Genomic DNA, 19,616 nt, shown 5'->3' on the forward strand with positions numbered 1-19,616 from the left:
CGGATTTGGGCGAATGGCGGCACGTTTAAGTATCTCGCCGCACTCCATTCAGGTGACGCTTCGCTTTGGAGGGCCGAAGCGTCAGCGGGGACCAATCTAGGGCGGCATTTGCCGCGCGGGCCGCTCCCGTGCGGCTGCCTATCCCTTTCTCACGAAACTCACATCGAAGAGCCGACGGCTCGCGTTCGCGCGCTCGAATCGAACAACCGAAGCGAGTGATATCCGTCCCAGTAAAGACCCGCCAGCGACGCGGCCGCGTCAGTTCTCGTCCGGTCCGTCGCGGGTAGATTCGAGTTCTCTCGACTCGGTTCCGTCTCCGCTCGACTCGGCTCCGCCCGAGCCGTCGGTCGCGCGGTCGGTCGTCGTCGGTGCCGAAATCGGCTCGGACCCCGTCTCGTCCGCCGCCGCGGTCGCATCGCCCTCGACTCCGGATTCTACGTCGTCGACGTCGCCGTCTCGCTCCGCTTTTTCGCGTACTTCGAACCGGTCCGCGAGCGCCCGCAGTTCGTCGGTCGTCGACGAAAGCTCCTGCATCTTCCCGGCGACGGTGACCATCGCGTCGTTCTGTTCGTGGGCCGCGCCGGCCACGTCGGCCGCCTCGGTCCGCGTCTCGTCGGCGATTTCGGCCGCCTCGTCCGCGAGGCGCGCGACCGACTGCGCGGCCGACGCCTGCGAGGCGGTCGCCTCGTCGATGGCGGCGACGCCGTGGTCGACTTCCTCCAGTCGGTCGACCGCCTCGTCGATGGCGGTGACGCCGGCTTCGACCGTCTCGGAGCCCCGCGAGACGCGCTCTCGGGCGGCCGTGACCGCATCGACCGTCTCGTCGGCGGTCTCCTCGACGGACTCGATTGACGACGCGATTTCGGTCGTCGCGTCGGCGGTCTCGCCGGCGAGCGCCTTCACGCTGTCCGCGACGACGGCGAAGCCCGCGCCCGCCTCGCCGGCGCGGGCGGCCTCGATGGAGGCGTTGAGCGCGAGCAGGTTCGTCTGGTCGGCGATGTCCTCGATGAGGTCGACCACCTCGCCGATGTCGGCCACCTCGTCGCGGAGGGCTTCGACGCCCTCGGCCGCGGCCGCGACGCGTGCGTCGATGTTCGCCATCTCGTCGTGGACGGCGGCGCTCGCGTCCCGGCCCGCCTCGCCGCGGTCCGCGGCGTCACCCGCGAGGTCCGCGAGTTCGTCGGCGGAGGCGGCGACCTCCTCGACCGTCGCCGAGAGGTCCTGCATCTCCGAGGAGACCTCCGTGAGGAGCGACGCCTGCTCGGCCGCGCCCTCGGAGATGTCGGCGGTCGCCAGCTCGACTCGTTCGGAGGCGGCGCTGACCTCCTCGGTGCCGGCGGTGACGCGCTCGCCCGCCGCGTCGACCGTCGCCGCGAACGACGCGACCTGTCCGATGGTCGATTCGAGGTCGGCGAGCATCGCGTCGATGCCGTCGCCGACGGCCGCCATCGCCTCGTCGTCCGGTTCGACCGACGTGCGAACCGTCAGGTCGCCCGTCGCCGCGGCGTCCATCGTCTCGCGGTAGTCGTCGGCGGCGCTGGCGAGGTCGCGTCGGGCGTCTTCGGCGGCTTCGATGCGCTCGCGCAGACCGTCGCGCATCTCGGCGAACGCGTTCGTCAGCGCCCCGAACTCGTCGACTCTGCGGGTTTCGAGGTCAACGTCGAGGTCGCCGCCGGCGAGCGCCGCCGCCTTGGTTCGCAGTCGCCGGAGCGACAGCACCGTGTTGCGACCGATGACGACGCCGACCAGCGCGAGGCCGGCGAGGCCCACGCCGATGAGGACGGCGACGTCGCGCTCGACGACCTGCGCGACCGCGTAGGCGTTGCGCTGCGGCGCTTCCACGAGAACCGCCCAGTTCGTTCCCGAGACGGGCGCGTAGGCGACGACTTCGTCGCCCGCGTCGCCGTCGCCCTCGCGCTCGATGACGCCGGTCTCGCCGCCGAGTGCGGCGTCGAGCGCCGGCGTCGCCGCGCCCGCACGGTACGTCGTGAGGACGTTCTTGCCGTACTTGTCGAAGGCGATGACACCACCTTCAGTCACCACGCGAGTCTGCGACCCCTCGACCGGTTCGCTCAGCAGTTCGGCGTGTTTCGTCGCGTCGACGACGACCATCACCGCTCCGTCTCGACCCTCCACGGGACTGAGGAAGGCGAGGCGCTCGCTCCCGGCGTAGCGGTAGACCTCGGAGACGGCGACCGCGTCGGGGTCGTACATCGTCAGCGACCCGGTCGTCCACGACAGGCCGAGGTCCGACACCTCCTTGGCCTCTATTACGCCGTTGGTGCTGCGGACGATGTCGCGGTTCGACGGCTTCACGTAGTGGATGGCCATCACCTCGTCGGGGAGCGTGTCCTTCTCGCGTTCGAGCGTCTCGTCAATGGTGTCGGGGTCGCCCGTCTGGACGGTCTCGTACTCCGAGAGCATCCGGGTGGTCCGGGCGTAGCCGTCCATCCAACTCGACAGCCCCTCGGCCTCCAACGTGGCGACCATCTCGAGGTCGCTGTGGGTGTCGGCTCTGACCTCGGTTCCGACCGCGTCCGAGACGTACAGGCCGAAGCCGCCCATCACCGCGGCCACGAGGAGAATAACGAACAGAAACTTCCGGAGGTAGCTCCGCCTGAGCACCGCCGGAACCAGCGTGGCGAGCTTCATGCCACTTGGTAGCAAGAGAGCGACGTAAAGCGTTGTCCCGCTAGATATCAGGAATGATATTGGCGGGGAAAGCGGAGTCCTCGACTCTCACGGAATTACGAGTTCCGAGAATCGGCTACAGTTCGCTCACGGTGACGCCGAACGCGAGGGCGGCGGCTCCGGTTGCGCCACCGCCCGCGGCGAGCGGCGTCGGCAGGGCGGACACGACGCCGACGACGGCCCCGACGAGGATGAAGACGGCCATCCCGAAGAGCGCGGCGTCGAATCGCGTGACGAGGAGTCCGGGTAACACGGTCTAATTACATGTCATTAGCCGAACTGTCAAAATGTTTGTGGGTGCGGCCCTACTCGCCTCGCTCACTGACGGCCGGGTCGTCGGAGCCGTCCGCGTCGGCGGCTTCGCGGGCACCGGGTTCCGCGTCACGGGCCCGGTCCGGTTCCGATTCCTCCCGCGCTTCGGGTTCGGCCTCGGTCTCGCCTTCGACGAGGTCCGCTTCGAGGAACGCCAGGGACCGGTCGCGCTCGCCCCGGACCGAGCTATCGCGCAGTCCGAGTGAGATGGCGGTGTCGAAACAGCGGACGGCTTCCTCGTGGAGGCCGCGCTCGGCGAGGAAGAAGCCGCGGTTGTACCACGCCTGCGGGAGTCGCGGGTCAAGTTCGACGGCGCGCTCGGCGCGGTCGAGCGGCCCCGACGAATCGCCGAGTTCCCACAGCGCGTACGCGAGGTTCGTCTCCGCGGCCGCGGCGTGTTCGCCGTCGTCGTCGATGCGGAGCGCCTCGCGGTACGCGCCGATTGCCTCGTCGTACTCGCCGAGTTGCGCGTGGGCGACGCCCTTGTTCACCCACGCCTCGCACGCCGTCGGCGAGTCCTCGTCGGCGTAGGCGACCGCCCGACTGAAACTGTCGACTGCCTGTTCGTACTCCTCGATGGCGGCGTAGGCCAGTCCGACCTCGACGAGCGCCGCCGCGTCGACCGCCTCGGGGTCGATTTCCGCCTCGTCCACCAGCTCGGCGAGGGCGTGGTCGTCCGCGGGGTCGACGAGCCTCCCGTTCACCCGATACGTCGGCGGGTCGAGGTCGAACCCTTCGTAGGGGTCGCCGAACCCCTGTCCATCCGAGTAGCGGTGTCTACGCGTCGAAGCCATTCCTACACGTTGGCGGGGAACCGACATAACGTGGTCGCCGGTCGCTGCCGTCCGCCTGCCCGACCGCTCGCTATCCACCACGCAGTGGATGCTATCTGGTAGCACTACGCTATGGCTCCGCGGGTCGTACGTCACGGCGGCGTTGACGCGAGACCGGACCGGTCGCCGCGGCGACGCCGGGTGGGTACGCATGTCGACACGAACGATTACAGAGGAGAACCGCGCCCTGATTCGGACCGAGTTCGACCGGGCGTGGAACCGCGACGAACTCGACGCGCTCGACGAGTTGTACGCCGACGCCGTCCGCATCGCAACGACGCGAAGCGGGTCCGACGAGGCGCTCGTCGCGCGCGAAGACATCAAGGAACTGCACGGCGAGTGGGACGGCGCGTTCCCGGACGCGACGACCGAAATCAACGCGATGGTCGCCGAGGGCGACGCGGTGATGGTCTGGTGGACGCTCCGGGGCACGCACCTCGGGGCGTTCCGCGGCATCGAGCCGACCGGCTCGCAGGTCGAGGTCGACGGGTTCAGCTACCGCCGCATCGACGAGGGAACCATCGTCGAAGTGAAAGACGCCGCGAGCATGGCGACGCTGTTCTCGCAACTCGGCGTCGAACTACCGGCGTGAGAGCGCCGTCGGGACCGTCACCGACGCAGATTTTTGCTACTCGTGCGACCGAATCCGCGACGTCTCGTCGACGGTCGGCGAGAGCAGTAGACGGCGGGAGCTGAGGAACCAGAGTGGTGGACGCGATGCAGGTTCTGAGAGGCGTGTGTGGGAGACGACTGGACGAGAGTTGAATCGAGCCGAGACGGTCGTCCTCGCTCCGCTCGGTCGCTGCGACTCGTCGGGTTCGAATTCGTCCGGACGCATCGCTCCGCCCACTATCGTTCGCAGAAGCGAGTGCGGGGGACGAGATTGTGAACCGTGCCGAGACGGTCTCCCTCGCTGTCGCTCGGGTGCTGCGACTCGTCGGGTTCAAATCTCTCTGGCCGCACTTGACACTCGTCACGTAGTTCCTCGGTACAAGTGCGGGGGACGAGATTGTGAACCGTGCCGAGACGGTCTCCCTCGCTGTCGCTCGGGTGCTGCGACTCGTCGGGTTCAAATCTCTCTGGCCGCACTTGACACTCGTCACGTAGTTCCTCGGTACAAGTGCGGGGGACGAGATTTGAACTCGCGAACCCCTACGGGAGCGGATCTTAAGTCCGCCGCTTTTGGCCTAGCTCAGCCACCCCCGCGCACTCTCCCGTTCTCCGAGGGGGTGAAAAGTGCTTTCGCTTTACCAGTCGACCGAGAGGGTCCCGTCACCGTCTGGGTCGGGCGATAGCTCCTCGTCGGTGCGGCGGTCGATGACGTGGATGACGCCGCGGCCCTTCTTCGCCGGGCAGACCTCCGCCGCCTCGATGTTCTCGTCGAGGTCGTCCTCACCGACGAAGTACGACTTAGCGCGGGCGAGACCGGTTTCGAGGTCCATCTCCCAGTTGTCGGCGACCTCCGCGCACCGGCCGGCCCCGAAGCACTTGTTCGCCTCGAAGATTATCTTGTAGGGCTTTTCGTCGACCGGCGGGGCGTTCTCGTCGGTTCCGAAGTCGCTCGGCTTCGGACGCTCGGACTCCTCGCTCATCGTCGGCCCTTGCCGCGCGGTGGTCTTTGCGCTGTCGGTCGCGCGGCGGTAGAAACCAACCCGAACCTCGGTGTGCGCCCGGTGATTCTTTCGCTATCGAGCCCTACTATCGGACGATGCGGCAGTCCCGTCGCTCGCGCTTCGGCGACCTGATTCGCGCCGCCAGTCCCAGCGACCGCCGCCGATTTCTCGCCGACCTCTGGACCGCCCGCGGGTGGGAGACGGCCGTCGAAGACCGTCTCGTCGTCGTCCGCCGCGGCGACCGAATCGACCGAATCGCGGTCGTCTCTCGGTCTTGGCTTCGCCTGTCGCCGACGGTTCCGGACGGCGCGACGGTGGTCGTCGCGCTCGGCGACCCCGCGCGAACCCGACGCGCGGCCCCCGACGACGCCCGCGTCCTCTCGGTCGACGACCTCTACGAACTCGTCCGATACGGCCTCCCCGGCGGCCGCGGCGACGACCTCGTCGCCGACCACTTCGGCGTCCGCCTCGCCGACCTGCCGGCCGACGGTGGGGGCGGGGGTGCAGGGTACACCGAGGGCGCAGGCGTCGCGCGGCCCGGGCCGTTCGCGTCCGTGCTTCCGCCCTCGTTTTCGTCGCTTCCGGTCGCGCCGCTTCTTTTCGCCGCGCTCCTCGTCGCGGCGGTCGTCGTGACCGCCGGTTCGGGCGGCGTACCGGTGCTTGGTGACGCGCTGGGCGGGCAACAGCCGTCGTCCCCGACGCCGGTCGCGACGACGCCCGAGTCGACGCCGACGCCCGAACCGCGGACGGTCGCCCCCGGCGTGACCACCGCGGGCGTCGAGAACGCGACGCTCCTCGCGGCGGCCCACCGAGGGGCCGCGGCGAACCGGTCGTACCGGTGGACCCTCCGGTACCGCGAGTCCATCGCCGGCGACGAGACGGGCCGCGAGGTGGAGGTCGTCCACGTCGAGGCCCCGCACGTCTACGTCTCCGAGGTCGAGCGCGCCGGACAACTCAGGGCGTTCCCGCGCCCGACCGCCTCGGAGGACGCGTACGCCGACGGGACCACGCGCTACGCCCGCCGCCCCGCCGAGCCGGACGGCGTCGCCGCTCGCGTCCTCGACCCCGACGTGCGCGACGGGCCGGGACGGCAGGCCTCGCGCGCCGCCCGCTACCTCGAGTGGTACCTCTCGGCGGACGAGACGAGTGTGGCACGCGTGACGAGCGTGACGAACGCGACCGTCGAGAGTGGGACCCCGCTGTACCGAATCGAGGGCCGTGACACCGACTTCCCGCGGTCGCGTGACTATCGGGTCGAAGCGGTCGTGGAGGAAGGCGGGTTCGTCCGCTCGATGCGCGTCACCTACGAGACCCGCGACGGCCTCGGCGTCGAGGTCTGGTTCGCGTACGACGCGGTCGGCGAGACGACGGTGACGCGACCGGCGTGGCTCGACCGCGCCGACGGTTCGAACGGCGGTCGGACCGTCGTCCCAGCGAACGCGAGCGGGTAGCGTCCGTCGCGCTCGGTCGCGTGTCCGTCGCGCTCGGTCGCGTCTCGGTGTTCGCGGCGCTTACTGCTCGACGTCGACCGATTCGAGGACCACGTCGGACACCGGCTTGTCGTTGCGGTCGGTCGGGACCGAGCCGATGTCCTCGACGACGTCCATGCCGTCGGTGACCTTTCCGAAGACGGCGTGCTTGCCGTCGAGGTGGGGCTGGGCGTCGAGCGTGATGAAGAACTGCGAGCCGTTCGTGTTGGGGCCGCGGTTCGCCATCGAGAGCACGCCGGGGCCGTCGTGGCTGAGGTCCGAGTGGAACTCGTCGTCGAAGGTGTAGCCGGGGCCGCCGCGGCCGGTCCCCGTCGGGTCGCCGCCCTGAATCATGAAGTTCGAGATGATGCGGTGAAAGAGGATGTCCTCGTAGAGGGGTTCGCCCTCCATCGTCTCGTCCGTCTCGGGGTGGACCCACGTCTTCTCGCCCGTCGCGAGGCCGACGAAGTTCTCGACCGTGTTCGGGACCTTGTCCTCGAAGAGTTCGACCGTGATGTCGCCCTTGTTCGTGTGGAGCGTGGCCGTTGGGTTGTCGCTCATACTCGACCCGTCGGGCGGGCGAGTGAAAACCGTGCCGCCTCGGGGTCGGCCGCGGCGCTGACACGACTCCGTCCGGCCCGCGTCTTCCGGTCGGTACCGCGGACTGTCACACCGACAGACGTTTCTCTCCCCCGCGACCGAGTGGTGTGAGATGACATCACAATTCGACGGAGGGCGGTCGGAATGAACGCCCGCTCGACCCTCGAACGGCTGTCGGAACTCGCCAACACCTACTTCGTCGGCCTCGTGCTCCTCGCGTCGGCCGCCGCGTTGGTCCAGCCGGACCTGTTCACGTGGATTGCGCCCTACATTTCGCCGCTTCTCGGGCTCATCATGCTCGGGATGGGGCTGACCCTGCAGCCCGTCGACTTCCGCCGACTCGCGGAGCGCCCGCGAGACGTGGCCATCGGCGCGCTCGCCCAGTGGCTCATCATGCCGACCGCCGCCTACGCGCTCACGGTGGTTCTCTCGCTCCCGCCGGAGCTCGCGGTCGGCGTCATCCTCGTCGGCGCGGCCCCCGGCGGCACCGCCTCGAACGTCATGGCCTACCTCGGCAAGGGCGACGTGGCGCTCTCGGTCGCCATCACGACCGTCACCACGCTGGCCGCGCCGCTCGTCATGCCCGCGTGGGTCGTCGCGCTCGCCGGCGAACAGCTCCAGGTCGGCTTCATGGACCTGTTTCTCAACATCGTCCAAATCGTCTTCATCCCGGTCGTCCTCGGCTTCGCGCTCCGCGTCGCGCTCGACCGCAACGCGCCCGAGGTCGCCGAGGTCGGCCTCGACGTGTTCCCGCTCGTCTCGGTCCTGAGCATCGTCGCCATCGTCGCGGCCGTCGTCGGCCTCAACGTCGACACCATCCTCGGCGCGGGTGCGGCCGCCATCGGGGCCGTCGTCCTCCACAACGCCATCGGCCTCGGCACCGGCTACGGCACCGGCCGCCTCGCCGGCATGTCCGAGGACCGCGTCAGAACGACGACGTTCGAGGTCGGCCTCCAGAACAGCGGGCTCGCCGCGGCCCTCGCCCTGTCGTTCTTCTCACCCGCCGCCGCCCTCCCGCCGGCGCTGTTCAGTGTCTGGCACAACATCACCGGCCCGCTCCTCGCGAGCTACTTCTCCCGAAACGCGAGCGAACCGTCGGGTGGAACGCCAGCAGACGACTGAAACGCCCGAAAAATCCTCGTCATTCGCTATTGCCCGCCAGTCGGGAATCTGCGCTGGGTTAATGTATTGCGGAGAACAAGCACTACTGTATGGTACGAAACGTCGGCACGCTCGACCGAACTGTTCGCCTCGCGCTCGGCGCACTCCTCGTCGCCGGCGGCGTCGGAAGCTACGCGGGGCTGTTCTCGCTCGGGTTCGGACCGGTGCCCGCGGCGCTCGGGGCCGTGTTCGTCGCGGCCGTCGGCGTCATCCTGCTCGTGACCGGGTTTCGCCGGACGTGTCCGCTGTATCTGCCGTTCGGCATCGACACCTCGGACGACCGGAACTGACGCCCGGCATCGCCCCGCACCGCCCGCCTTTCTCGCTCCCCTAACTACAAGACACCCCACCGCGATGCGTCGGATATGCACACCGCGGAGACCGTGACGCTCACTCGCCTCCCCTCCGGCGTCCCGGTACAGACGACGGTTCACACCTACGAGCCAGCCGACGGGACAGACGGCCCGACGCTCTACGTGCAGGCCGCCCAGCACGGGCGCGAAATCAACGGCACCGAAGTGCTCCGCCGACTGCACGGCCGCCTCGAACGCGCGGAGCTCTCGGGTCGCGTCGTCGCCGTCCCCGTCGCCGACCCGCTGACGTTCGACCGCGTCTCCTACGTCACGCCCGAGGTGCTCGACTCCGTCAACTCCAACATGAACCGCGTCTGGCCGGGCGACCCCGACGGCTCGCTCCACCAGCGCATGGCCGCGAAGCTCTGGGAGTACATCAGCGACGCCGACGCCATCGTCGACCTCCACACCGGGAGCCCGGACATGCTCACCCACACCGTCTACCTCCGAGGCGACGAGGCCTCTCGCGACCTCGCGCGGGCGTTCGGCGTCGACATCCTCCTCGCGGAGGCCGCGGGCGACGAGGCCGACGACGAGTGGACCGAACGGAGCTTCGACGGCAAACTCCGCGTCGCGGCCACGAACGCGGGCATCCCCTCTATCACGCCGGAACTCGCCCACAACAAACAGCTCGTCGAGCCGGCCATCGTCGCCGGCGTCGAGGGCGTCCTCAACGTCTGCCGCGACATGGGCATCCTCTCGGGCGCGGTCGAGCCGTGGGACGGCCGCACCTACCGCAACCACCTCGGCCGCGTGCAAGCCGACGCCTCGGGGCTGTTCGTCGCCCGCGAGGACGTCGAACTCGCCCGCGAGGTCCGCCCCGGCGACCACCTCGGCTGGGTGTACGACCCGACCACCTACGAGGTGCTCCAGGAGGTCGAAGCCGAGCGCGCGGGTCTCGTCTACTCCATCGCCCGCGAGGCGACCGTCACGGCCGGCGAGACGCTCGTCGGCATCGCGCTCCCGCTGGACGCCGACGAGGGAGACGCCGAGGATGGCGACCCCTTCGACGAGGCCGACGGCGACCTCGACATATAGGACAGAAGACACTTATCGGCGCCCGGTGGTCGGATTCGTATGGACCGCCGCGCCGCGCTCTCGCTCCTCTCGATTCTCCTCGTCGTCGCCGCGGGCACCGTCTTCGTTCTCGATAGCGAGGCTCGGCGGCGGGCGATTGCGGCGGAAGAAACGCGCCTCGGGACCGAGCTGGCGTCCAGCGAGTGCGTCACGACGTACGGCACGTCGGCGACCGTCAGCGACGAATCGGCGTCGGTCGTCGGTCGGAGCCTCGACGGCTGGACGGTTCGCGTCTCGCACCCGTACTGGTACAGCACGAACCGGTCACACGGCGACACGTCGTCAGAATCGGTCTACGTCGTGGGGCCGGATTCGGTTCGGTACGCGGGCGGCGAACCGGTCGGGCCGGCGTGTTGAAGCGAACGCCTTCGAGTCGGCTGCGACTGCGAGTTCAGAACTCGCGCAGGTCTTCGAGCACGGCTTCCGCGTCGCCGGAGGCGATGGCGTCGCGGGCCATGTCGAGCCCCTCGTCGATGGTTTCGGCGTCCTCGCGGGCGTAGATGCGGAGCGCCGCGTTGAGGGCGACGGCGTCGGCGAAGCGGTCCTCGCGGTCGCCGGCGAGCACGGCTTCGGTGATTTCGGCGGAGTCGCCGGCCACGTCGTCCTCGTCGACGCCGAGGTCGTCGTACTCGAAGTCCATGCCGTACTCGGCGGTCTCGATGTCGAAGTCGTCGAAGGTGGCCTCGCCGTCGTCGCCGGCGGTCCACTCGGCGACCTTCGTGTAGCCGGGGCGGATGTCGTCGTAGCCCTCCATGCCCTGGAACATGAGCACGCGGTCGAGGTCGTGGTGCTCGCTCGCCTCGAAGGTGTTGACCATCTTCTTGGCGAACGCGAGGTGGTAGAACGAGCCGAGGTGAACCGAGGCGTTCGCGGGGTTGGCGATGGTCTCGATGGTGTTGACGAACGTCCGGACGCCCATGTTGTCGCGGCGCTCCCAGAGGGCGTGGATGGCGGGGTTAAATCGCGGCTGGTAGTAGAAGCCGAAGCCGGTGTCGTCGACCATGTCGGCGGACTCGTCGGGGTCGAGCTCCGTGCGGACGCCGAGTTCGTCGAGGACGTGCTTGTAGGCGTCCTGCTTCTGGGTCGGGACGCGGTCGCCGGAGTGGACGACGACGGGCGTGCCGGCCGCGGCGGCGACGACGCCGGCGGCGACGCCGAGGATGGCGGTCTTGCCCTTGCCGTCGTAGTTCGCGCCGCAGTCGACCGGGTCGGCGTCGGGTTCGGCGTACTCGACGTGTTCGGCCATCACGTCGGCGTAGGCGGCGAGTTCCTCCGCGTTGTTGTGCTTCCAGCGGTTGGCGAGCCAGAACGCGCCGAGCGTCGTGTGGTCCGGTTCGCCGGCGAGGATGCGGCGCATCGCCTCGGACGCCTGCTCGCGGCTCATGTCCTCGGCGGACTTCGTGCCTGTGCCGACGACTTCCGTCATCAGACGCTTCAGCGGCCATTCCCCGAACTCGCTGTCGACTACTGCCATGCGCCTGTGTTCGGGCGAGCGGTCAAAAAACGTCCCGTTCGGTCCCGCCGGCCGGGAGCGACGACGCCGTCCGAAAGCGATAGGCTTCCCGACTCCTAACGCCGGGTAATGAGCGCGTTGTCGGACGATTGGCGGGACGGCATCGACGAGGTCGATGCGGCGCTTATCGACGAATACCAAAGCGGCTTCCCGGTCGAACAGCGGCCGTTCCGCGTCGTCGCCGCGGAGTTAGGCATCGACGAGGACGACGCCCTCGACCGCGTCCGCCGACTCCGCGAAGACGGCATCTTCCGGCGATTCGGCCCGGTGCTCAATCCGCCCGTCATCGGCAGTTCGACGCTCGCGGCCGTCTCGGCCCCCGAGGAACGCTTCGAAGAGGTCGCCGAACTCATCAACGGCTACCGCCAAGTCAACCACAACTACCGCCGCGCCCACGAGTGGAACATGTGGTTCGTCGTCACCGCCGGTTCCCGCGAGACGCGCGACCGCATCCTCGCCGAAATCGAGGAGCGGACCGGCTGCGAGGTGCTGAACCTCCCGATGCTCACCGACTACTACATCGACCTCGAGTTCCCCATCGTCAACGACGACCGCTTCGCACGCGAGAGCCTCGGCGAGACCGACGTGAGCGCCACCCGCATCTCCGAGGACGCGACCGGCGACCTCTCGTCGCTCGAAGCCCGCCTGCTCGTGGAGATTCAGGGCGGCTTCCCGCTGTCGAAGACGCCCTACCGCGACGTCGCCGACGCCCTCGACGCCGAGGTCGACGACGTGCTCGTCGCCGTCGAGCGCCTGCTCGCCGACGGCTGTATCAAGCGCATCGGCTGCGTCGTCAACCACATCGTCACGGGCTTTCGGAACAACTGCATGGTCGTCTGGAACGTCCCCGACGACGAACTCGACGCCCGCGGCGAGGCCGTCGGGAGCCTCCCGTACGTCACGCTCTGTTACCACCGCCCGCGCCGCCCCGAACAGGGCTGGGAGTACAATCTCTTTACCATGATTCACGGCCGGGACGCCGACGCCGTCGACGAAAAGATAGACGAACTGGCCGACGACCACCTGCCGTTCGACCACGAGCGACTCTACTCGACGGCGAAGCTGAAACAGACCGGCGCGCAGTACGAGGAGCTCGTGGGCTCCGACGACTGAGGACAGAACAAAACTCGCTTTTCGACGTCCGCGCCGTCGTCCGCGGTACTGCCCGCTACCGCGAGAGCGGCGACAGCCGGTAGAGCATCCGCGCGGCCTGCGCGACGCCGGTCTTCGCCAGCGACCCGCTCTTGAGCGCGCCGAGTTTCGCGTAGTAGCCGGACTTGAACGCGCCCTTCTTGGCGAGGAGTGCGCTCCCGAGCGCCCCGCGTTTGGCGTAGTACGCGGACTTCCGTCCGGCCGCGCCGGCGTAGTGTTGCGTGCTCGTCGGAATCGGCGTCCGCCGGCCCTGCACCTCGGTCGAGCCGCTTCGGATGGCGTCTAAGATGTCGTCGCCGCTGAGGGAAGCCCGCGACACGTCGGGGATGTCGATTTCCGTGTAGGCGCGGCCGACGTACCCGACCTTGTGGGCGTCGCTCCCGGCGACGCCGGGGTACTGGCGCTTCGCGGCGAACCGGCGGGCGCGGCGGTTCTTGTAGCCCGTGAAGAGCCACGAGTTGTACGTCTCGATGGCGTCGAAGGCGTCGCCGCCCGCGGCGTCGTGATACCGGCCGAGCCGACGGCGACCGATGCCGTGTCGGCTCCGCTGGAAGGGGTGCGGGACGATGGCGACGCCGCCGCGCTCGCGCACCCAGCGGGCCGTCTCGTCCAACGGGCGACGCCGCGGCGGAAGCTCCTCCACGCCGAGCGCGAGGAGGTGGCCGTCGGCCGTCGAGACTTCCACGCCGGGGATGCCGACGAGGCCGTACATCGGCGCGAGTTGCGCCGCTCGGAGCGACTCGTCGATGACGTCGTGGTCGGTGACGACGACGGCGTCCAACCCGATTTCGGCGGCCTGCTCCAAGATGAGCTCCACCGGGTCGTGCGCGTCGTACGAGCCTTCCGAGTGCACGTGGGGGTCGATGCGGACGGTCAGCGCGGACACGACTCCTCGTTAGGCCTCGGCGACGAAAAAGACACGCCCGAATCGTGCTAGCTCGCGGCACGGCGGTTCATCGGTCGGTGAATCCCGAATTCACTCGAAATCGGCGGTGAGGGGGCCTCGGATGCGGAGTTTCCGGGAACACATCACGTCGCCGACGTAAATTCGCTTCAGCGAATCTTTAGGAATTATCGTGTCGAACGTGTGCACATGGCATCCGAAGACCGCTTTCGCCCCGCCGTCGACCTCGCGGACCTCCGCGAGTCCGGCCGCGAACTGGTCGCGCTGGACGGACGCTCTATCGCCCTCTTCGACCACGAGGGGTCCGTCAGAGCCGTCGACAATGCTTGCCCGCACATGGGTTTCCCGCTCGCTCGCGGCTCCGTGGACGAGGGCGTGCTGACCTGTCACTGGCACCACGCCCGGTTCGAACTCTCCTGCGGCGACACCTTCGACCCGTGGGCCGACGACGTGCGGACCTACCCCGTGGAGGTGCGCGACGGGACGGTTTACGTCGACCCGAACCCCGACCCGGACGAACCGCCGGCGGTCCGCTGGTCGAACCGACTGGAAGACGGCCTCGAACAGAACCTCCGACTGGTCGTCGCGAAGTCCGTCATCGGCCTCCTCGACGCCGACGTCGAGCCGACGGAGCCGCTTTCGACCGGCGTCCGGTTCGGCTGTCGCTACCGGCGCGACGGCTGGGGGTCGGGTCTCACTATCCTGACCGCGATGGCGAACGTCCTCCCCGACCTCGACCCCGACGACCGAAAGCGCGCGCTCTATCAGGGACTCGTCCACGTCGCGGGCGACGCCTCCGGCGAACCGCCGCAGTTCGAACAGGACGCCCTCGGCGCGACCGACACCGACTTCGACCGCCTGCGGTCGTGGTTCCGCGAGAACGTCGAGGTCCGCGACCCCGACGGGGCGGAGCGCGTCCTCCGGACCGCAATCGCGGCCGGCCGCGACGACGCCGAACTCGCCGGCATGGTCGCCGCCGCGGCCACCGACCACCGATACCTCGACACGGGGCACGTCCTCGACTTCGTCAACAAGGCCTGCGAGGCGCTCGACCACGTCGGCTGGGACCGCGCCGACGAGGTCCTCCCGAGCCTCGTTCGCGGACTCGCCCGCGCCGACCGGGCCGAGGAGTCCGCCGAGTGGCGTCGCCCAATCGACCTCGCGGGAACGCTCGACGACGTGTTCGACGACCTCGACGACCACGCCGACGCCGGCGCGGGCGAGACGTGGTCCCGACCGGACGGCCTGCTCGACACCCTCCTCGGCGACGACCCGCACGCCGTCGTCGACGCGCTGACCGAGGCGATTCAGAGCGGCGCGACGCCCGCCCAACTCGCCGATGTCGTCGCCTTCGCCGCCGGCACGCGGGTCGCGCGCTTCTCGACCACCAACGAGTTCGGCGACTGGAACACGGTCCACCACACGTTCACCTACGCCAACGCGGTCCACCGGCTCGCCGAGCGGACGGGCGCGAGAGAACTCTACCGCGGCGCGTTCGACGCCGCCGTCAACGTCTACCTCGACCGGTTCCTGAACACGCCCCCGGCCCCGCTTCCCGACCCGACGCCCGACGCCGACCCGGCGGAAGCACTCGAAACGCTGTCCGCGGCCTTCGACGCCGAGGGGCGGGTGAACGACGCCGGACGGGCGACCGCGGGGTTCCTCGACGGCGGCGGCGACCCGGCGAGGCTCCGCCGCGAACTCGGGGGCGCGCTGCTCCGCGAGGACGCCGGCTTCCACACCTACCAGGCGCTCGAAGCCGGGTTCAGGCAGGCGGCGACGCGGCCGCCCGAGGAGGCGCGGACGCTCCTCGTCGGCGTCGCGCGCTACCTCGCGGCGCACTCGCCGACGCGCCGGGAGCGAGAACAGACGTTCGGCATCGCCGCGCGGCTCCAGCGCGGCGAGTCGGTGTACGGCGAAGACGTCGACATCTGAGGCCGCGTCGGGGTCGTCGCGTCGACCTCTGACGTCGTCGGCGAGGTCGTCGCAGCCGGCTCTTTTCGACTACTGCTCGGCGATTCGCTCGCCCGCGTCGACGCCGCTCCAGAGGGCGGCGTGGACCCGGCCCTCGCCGACCGTCCAGTCGCCGGCGAAGTAGAGACCGTGGGGCTCCCCGCGGCGGAGTATCTCGCGGTCGGCGACGCCGTCGGGGAGGGCGTACCGCCAGCCCTGGTCGTCCACCCAGTCGGGGTCGCGCAGGCGCTCGTCGTCGAGGAGTTCGGCGACCATCCCGGCGACCTCGTCGGCCGCGTCGTCGAGGGGGTCGTCGTAGTGCGCCTCGGACCACTCGGGGCTCGGTTGGACGACGAGCAGGCTCTCGCCGTCGGGGACGTGGCCCTCCTTGCACTCCTCGCGGGCGACCCAGCCGACGGGATGGGTCTTGTCGGGGTTGACGAGGGCGTACCACGGCTCCTCGCGCTCGAAGGGGTAGTGGAGGACGACGGTTCGAACCGTCCGGTACTCGACGCTCCCGATGGCCTCGCGGAGCGCGACCATGCACTGGTCGCCCCAGCCCATCTCGGTCAGAATCGCGGCCGTCTGCGGGGCCGGCGGCGTCAGCAGCACCGAGTCGAACGGGCCGTGGCGCGTCCCCGACTCGTCGACGACGGACCAGTAGCCGCTGTCGGGGTTGTGGTCGATGGCGGCGACGCGCGTCTCGCGCTCGACGGTCGCCTCCGTCTCCGCGAGCAGGCGCTTCGCCAGTTGGGTGATGCCCTCGGTCCACGTCCACTTGTGTTGGTCCCGGTGGTCGCCCTCCGAGATGACGCCGTCGCCGTCGAACGTCCAGACCGGCTCGTCGATGTTGACCAACCCGTCCGCGCCCAGTCCGCGGACGAGCTGCGCCGTTCGGCGGTCGTAGTCTTTCACGTAGTTCGCGCCGTGGTCGTACCGACAGCCCTGTCGGCGGCGCGTCGCGGCGCGACCGCACACCCCGCGGCTCTTCTCGAGAATCGTGACGTTCGCGTTCGCGTCGCGGAGCGCGTAGGCCGCGCCAGCCCCAGCGGCCCCGGCTCCGACGATGCACACGTCGCGAGTCATCTCGCCACCCCGCGTGTGAGTCCAGCCAGCATTGGTCAGACGTGAGGCTTCGAGGCGCTAAAAGACTCGCAACGCGGCGGGATTGGGGACCGTGTTCGCGCTCGCGGCCGCGGCCGGAGGCGAAAACGATTCACGTCGCGCCGCCGGAGTCCGGGTATGTACGACTCGGTCATCTTCGACCACGACGGCGTGTTGACCACGCTCGTCGAACTCTCGCCCCTCCGCGACGCGACGTGGGACGCCTTCGCCGAACTCGGCGTCTCCGACCCCGACCCGGACCACGTCGAGCAGGTGGTCATCCACGTCTCTCCCGAGGACGTGCGCGCCGCCGCCGAGCCCTACGACCTCGACCCCGAGACGCTGTTCCGCGTCCGCGACGAACGCCAGTCGGCCGCCCAACGGCGGGCCATCGCCGACGGCCGGAAAGTCCCCTACGACGACTTCGACGCGCTCCGCCGCATCGACGCGCCGATGGGCATCGTCTCCAGCAACCAGCAGGCCACCATCGACTTCGTCGTCGACCACCTCGACGCCGCGGACCTGTTCGGCACCGCCTACGGCCGCGAGCCCTCGATGACGAGCCTCCACCGCAAGAAGCCCGAACCCTACTACCTCGAACGCGCCATGGCCGACCTCGGCGTCGACTCGCCGCTGTTCGTCGGCGACAGCGACAGCGACATCGCCGCCGCGGAGGCCGCGGGCGTCGACTCCGCGTTCATCCGCCGGGGCCACCGCGCCGACCACACGCCGACGCCCGACCCGACCCACGAAATCGCCGGCCTCGACGACCTGCTCGAACTCGACGGCGTACCCGTCGTCGGCGACGCGTCCGCCGCGTCTGGTCCCGCGGCCGACGGCGGCCGCGAGGGCGGTGAGTCGTCTCGATGACCCGGTCGCTCCCCCGCATCGGTCTCGGGACGATGGGCCTCGACACGCCCGACGAGGCCGCCGCCGTGACGACGGCGCTGGAGCTTGGTTATCGCCACGTCGACACCGCACAGATTTACGGCAACGAGGCGGTCGTCGGCGACGCGCTCGCGGCCGCCGACGTGCCCCGCGAGGACGTGACGCTCGCCACCAAGGTCTGGGCGGACAGCCTCGCGCCCGCCGACGTTCGCCGGACGACCTGCGAGAGCCTCGACCGGCTCGGCGTCGACGACGTCGACCTCCTGTACGTTCACCGCCCCATCGACACCTACGACCCCGAGGCGACGCTTGCGGCCTTCGACGAACTCGTCGACGACGGCCTCGTCCGCGGCGTCGGCGTGAGCAACTTCACCGTCGCCGAGTTGGACGAGGCGCTCGACCTGCTCGACGCGCCGCTCGTCGCCCACCAGACGGAGTACCACCCGCTGTTTCAGCGCCCCGAACTCCTCGACCACGCCGAGGAACACGGTTACGACGTGGTCGCGTACTCGCCGCTTTCGGGGGGCCGCGTCCGCGACGTGGACGAGGTCGTCGCGGTCGCGGAGAAACACGACGCGACGCCCGAGGCGGTGAGCCTCGCGTGGCTGGCCGAAAAGGGGCTGTGTCCCATCCCGAAAGCGTCCAGCGAGCGCCACCTCCGGGCGAACCTCGACGCCGTCTCGCTGGAACTCGACGCGGCCGACGTGGCGGCCATCGACAGTATCGAATCTGAAGTCGAACTGTTCCCCGAGTGACGAGTCGTCCGCCGGCTCCGTCTCGAAGTCTCAATTTCGATACTAGTCCCGGAACGATTATAATAAGACGGGCGAGTGTCCGACCATGCGGATTCCGAGTGGGGTAAGCGGGTTCGACGAGCTCATCCAGGGTGGCTTCCTCCCGCGCCGACTGTACGTACTGAGCGGACCGCCGGGGAGCGGGAAGACGACGTTCACGGCGCAGTTCATGGCCGAGGGGCTTCGTAACGGCGAGAAGTGCATGTACATCACCATGCACGAGACCGAAGACGAGCTGATAAACGACATGTCGAGTTTCGACTTCGGCTTCGAGACGCTCGCCAGTTCCGAGGGCTTTCGCTTCATCAACCTCGTGAGCCCGAAGGGGAAACACATCCTCAACCAGTTCTCCCAGACCGGGGGGTCGTCGAGCGTCCAGAGCCTCACCGACAAAATCGTCGCGTTCGTCAACTCCCGGCAGGTCGACCGCCTCGTCATCGACTCGACGATGTTGCTGCGGCTGTTTTTCGCCAACGGCTCCGAGGAGATGACGCGGTTTCTGACGGCGCTCAAGCAGGGCGACGCCACGACGCTTCTCATCTCCGAGATGACCGACCCCTCGTCGTACTCCGACGAGCACTTCCTCGCTCACGGCGTGGTGTTCTTCCACAACTATCTGGAGGCGACGGGGATGACGCGCGGCATTCAGGTCATCAAGATGCGCGGGACGAACATCGACTGCGACATCCGGTCGCTCGACTTCACCGACAACGGACTGGTCGTCGACCCCCGGTCGAAGGTCGACCTCTGAGGTAACCACAACAATGTACGAACGGGTCTTCGGAACGGACTGGCGGACGATTTCGGACGAGGAGGCCATCCGCCGGATGTACGCCCTCGGCGTCTCCAGCGCGCTCGGTCACCCGAACCGCGGCGAGTTCGAGCGCATCCGCCGGCAGGCCGGCACGGCCTACGGCCGGAGCGTCCTCCAACTCGCCTTCGAGGAGGGGAAACAGCGGGTCGCCCGCAACGAGTCGGAGTACGACTCGAAACAGGACGTCTGGGAGGCGCTCGTCGACGAGGAGACATCGCCCTCCACGGCGGGGCGCGCCGACGTGACGATGCAGAAGCCGACGGACAAACAGGGCATTCCCAAAGCCGTCGGCCGAGCGTCCGTCCTCGACGGCGGCGGCGACGACTTCTCTCGGATTCGGCTGCCGGAGTTCCTCCGACGCGGGTAGCCGACCGACCTCCGACCC

At 69.1% G+C, this 19,616-nt stretch carries 20 protein-coding genes and 1 tRNA gene; 12 read left to right on the forward strand and 9 right to left on the reverse strand.

All coding sequences use genetic code 11. The features are described from left to right. Positions 1-258 precede the first annotated feature (258 nt). From ABY42_RS11045 to ABY42_RS11050, 3 genes are all read right to left on the reverse strand, one after another. Positions 259-2,652: a methyl-accepting chemotaxis protein gene (locus ABY42_RS11045; RefSeq protein WP_050459502.1), complete on the reverse strand. Its 2,394-nt coding sequence runs from the start codon at positions 2,650-2,652 to the stop codon at positions 259-261. Positions 2,653-2,767: 115 nt separating this feature from the next. Beyond that, the gene (locus ABY42_RS19860; protein WP_004975603.1) at positions 2,768-2,944 is read right to left on the reverse strand and encodes a hypothetical protein; all 177 of its coding nucleotides are present in this window, start codon (positions 2,942-2,944) and stop codon (positions 2,768-2,770) included. Between the two features lie 52 nt (positions 2,945-2,996). Next, entirely contained in the window at positions 2,997-3,797 is an 801-nt protein-coding gene (locus ABY42_RS11050; RefSeq protein ID WP_050459503.1) for a tetratricopeptide repeat protein, read from the reverse strand. A 190-nt stretch (positions 3,798-3,987) separates the two neighbouring features. On the opposite strand from ABY42_RS11050, the gene ABY42_RS11055 reads away from it, so the two are divergent. After that, entirely contained in the window at positions 3,988-4,428 is a 441-nt protein-coding gene (locus ABY42_RS11055) for an ester cyclase (protein ID WP_004975601.1), read from the forward strand. Positions 4,429-4,957: 529 nt separating this feature from the next. Here the strand turns inward: ABY42_RS11055 and ABY42_RS11060 are convergent. Both ABY42_RS11060 and ABY42_RS11065 read right to left on the reverse strand, forming a co-directional pair. Further along, positions 4,958-5,042 (reverse strand) — tRNA-Leu (locus ABY42_RS11060). Between the two features lie 41 nt (positions 5,043-5,083). After that, entirely contained in the window at positions 5,084-5,428 is a 345-nt protein-coding gene (locus ABY42_RS11065) for a ferredoxin (RefSeq protein ID WP_050459504.1), read from the reverse strand. 116 nt (positions 5,429-5,544) lie between these two features. Between ABY42_RS11065 and ABY42_RS11070 the strand changes: the two genes are divergently transcribed. Further along, entirely contained in the window at positions 5,545-6,900 is a 1,356-nt protein-coding gene (locus ABY42_RS11070) for an STAS/SEC14 domain-containing protein (protein ID WP_050459505.1), read from the forward strand. A 60-nt stretch (positions 6,901-6,960) separates the two neighbouring features. On the opposite strand, the gene ABY42_RS11075 is transcribed toward ABY42_RS11070, so the two are convergent. After that, a complete protein-coding gene (locus ABY42_RS11075) occupies positions 6,961-7,479 on the reverse strand; it encodes a peptidylprolyl isomerase (RefSeq protein ID WP_004975597.1) in 519 nt (172 codons plus the stop codon). A 183-nt stretch (positions 7,480-7,662) separates the two neighbouring features. On the opposite strand from ABY42_RS11075, the gene ABY42_RS11080 reads away from it, so the two are divergent. The 4 genes from ABY42_RS11080 (at position 7,663) to ABY42_RS11095 (ending at position 10,466) form a co-directional block, all read left to right on the forward strand. After that, positions 7,663-8,640 (forward strand): bile acid:sodium symporter family protein, encoded by a 978-nt coding sequence (locus tag ABY42_RS11080; RefSeq protein WP_050459506.1) that lies wholly within the window; start codon positions 7,663-7,665, stop codon positions 8,638-8,640. An 89-nt stretch (positions 8,641-8,729) separates the two neighbouring features. Then, positions 8,730-8,969: a YgaP family membrane protein gene (locus ABY42_RS11085; protein ID WP_004975593.1), complete on the forward strand. Its 240-nt coding sequence runs from the start codon at positions 8,730-8,732 to the stop codon at positions 8,967-8,969. A 75-nt stretch (positions 8,970-9,044) separates the two neighbouring features. Then, complete coding sequence (locus ABY42_RS11090; RefSeq protein ID WP_050459507.1) at positions 9,045-10,070, forward strand: succinylglutamate desuccinylase/aspartoacylase family protein; 1,026 nt, start codon at positions 9,045-9,047, stop codon at positions 10,068-10,070. A gap of 39 nt (positions 10,071-10,109) precedes the next feature. Further along, complete coding sequence (locus ABY42_RS11095) at positions 10,110-10,466, forward strand: hypothetical protein (protein WP_050459508.1); 357 nt, start codon at positions 10,110-10,112, stop codon at positions 10,464-10,466. A gap of 34 nt (positions 10,467-10,500) precedes the next feature. Here ABY42_RS11095 and ABY42_RS11100 read toward each other — a convergent pair whose 3' ends face one another. Next, entirely contained in the window at positions 10,501-11,583 is a 1,083-nt protein-coding gene (locus ABY42_RS11100) for an anthranilate phosphoribosyltransferase (RefSeq protein ID WP_050459509.1), read from the reverse strand. A 108-nt stretch (positions 11,584-11,691) separates the two neighbouring features. On the opposite strand from ABY42_RS11100, the gene ahbB reads away from it, so the two are divergent. Next, positions 11,692-12,735: a siroheme decarboxylase subunit beta gene (ahbB, locus tag ABY42_RS11105; protein WP_050459510.1), complete on the forward strand. Its 1,044-nt coding sequence runs from the start codon at positions 11,692-11,694 to the stop codon at positions 12,733-12,735. A 55-nt stretch (positions 12,736-12,790) separates the two neighbouring features. Here ahbB and ABY42_RS11110 read toward each other — a convergent pair whose 3' ends face one another. After that, positions 12,791-13,660, reverse strand: a complete 870-nt coding sequence (locus ABY42_RS11110; protein WP_004975586.1) for a CehA/McbA family metallohydrolase — start codon at positions 13,658-13,660, stop codon at positions 12,791-12,793. 207 nt (positions 13,661-13,867) lie between these two features. Here ABY42_RS11110 and ABY42_RS11115 point away from each other — a divergent pair, with 207 nt between their 5' ends. Then, entirely contained in the window at positions 13,868-15,613 is a 1,746-nt protein-coding gene (locus tag ABY42_RS11115) for a Rieske (2Fe-2S) protein (protein ID WP_050459511.1), read from the forward strand. Between the two features lie 69 nt (positions 15,614-15,682). Here the strand turns inward: ABY42_RS11115 and ABY42_RS11120 are convergent, their stop codons facing one another. Then, positions 15,683-16,717, reverse strand: coding sequence for an NAD(P)/FAD-dependent oxidoreductase (locus ABY42_RS11120; protein ID WP_004975584.1), 1,035 nt, complete (start codon positions 16,715-16,717; stop codon positions 15,683-15,685). 156 nt (positions 16,718-16,873) lie between these two features. On the opposite strand from ABY42_RS11120, the gene ABY42_RS11125 reads away from it, so the two are divergent. From ABY42_RS11125 to ABY42_RS11140, 4 genes are all read left to right on the forward strand, one after another. After that, on the forward strand, positions 16,874-17,605 hold the full coding sequence (locus tag ABY42_RS11125; RefSeq protein WP_050459512.1) for an HAD family hydrolase: 732 nt from the start codon (positions 16,874-16,876) through the stop codon (positions 17,603-17,605). Further along, a complete protein-coding gene (locus ABY42_RS11130; protein WP_050459513.1) occupies positions 17,602-18,378 on the forward strand; it encodes an aldo/keto reductase in 777 nt (258 codons plus the stop codon). The genes ABY42_RS11125 and ABY42_RS11130 overlap by 4 nt, the downstream gene beginning before the upstream one ends. Before the next feature lie 85 nt (positions 18,379-18,463). Further along, positions 18,464-19,168 (forward strand): RAD55 family ATPase, encoded by a 705-nt coding sequence (locus ABY42_RS11135; protein WP_004975581.1) that lies wholly within the window; start codon positions 18,464-18,466, stop codon positions 19,166-19,168. A gap of 13 nt (positions 19,169-19,181) precedes the next feature. Further along, entirely contained in the window at positions 19,182-19,598 is a 417-nt protein-coding gene (locus tag ABY42_RS11140) for a hypothetical protein (protein WP_004975580.1), read from the forward strand. The last annotated feature ends 18 nt before the right edge of the window (positions 19,599-19,616 follow it).

It is taken from the genome of Haloferax gibbonsii (genome assembly GCF_001190965.1).
Taxonomy (GTDB): Archaea; Halobacteriota; Halobacteria; order Halobacteriales; family Haloferacaceae; genus Haloferax; species Haloferax gibbonsii.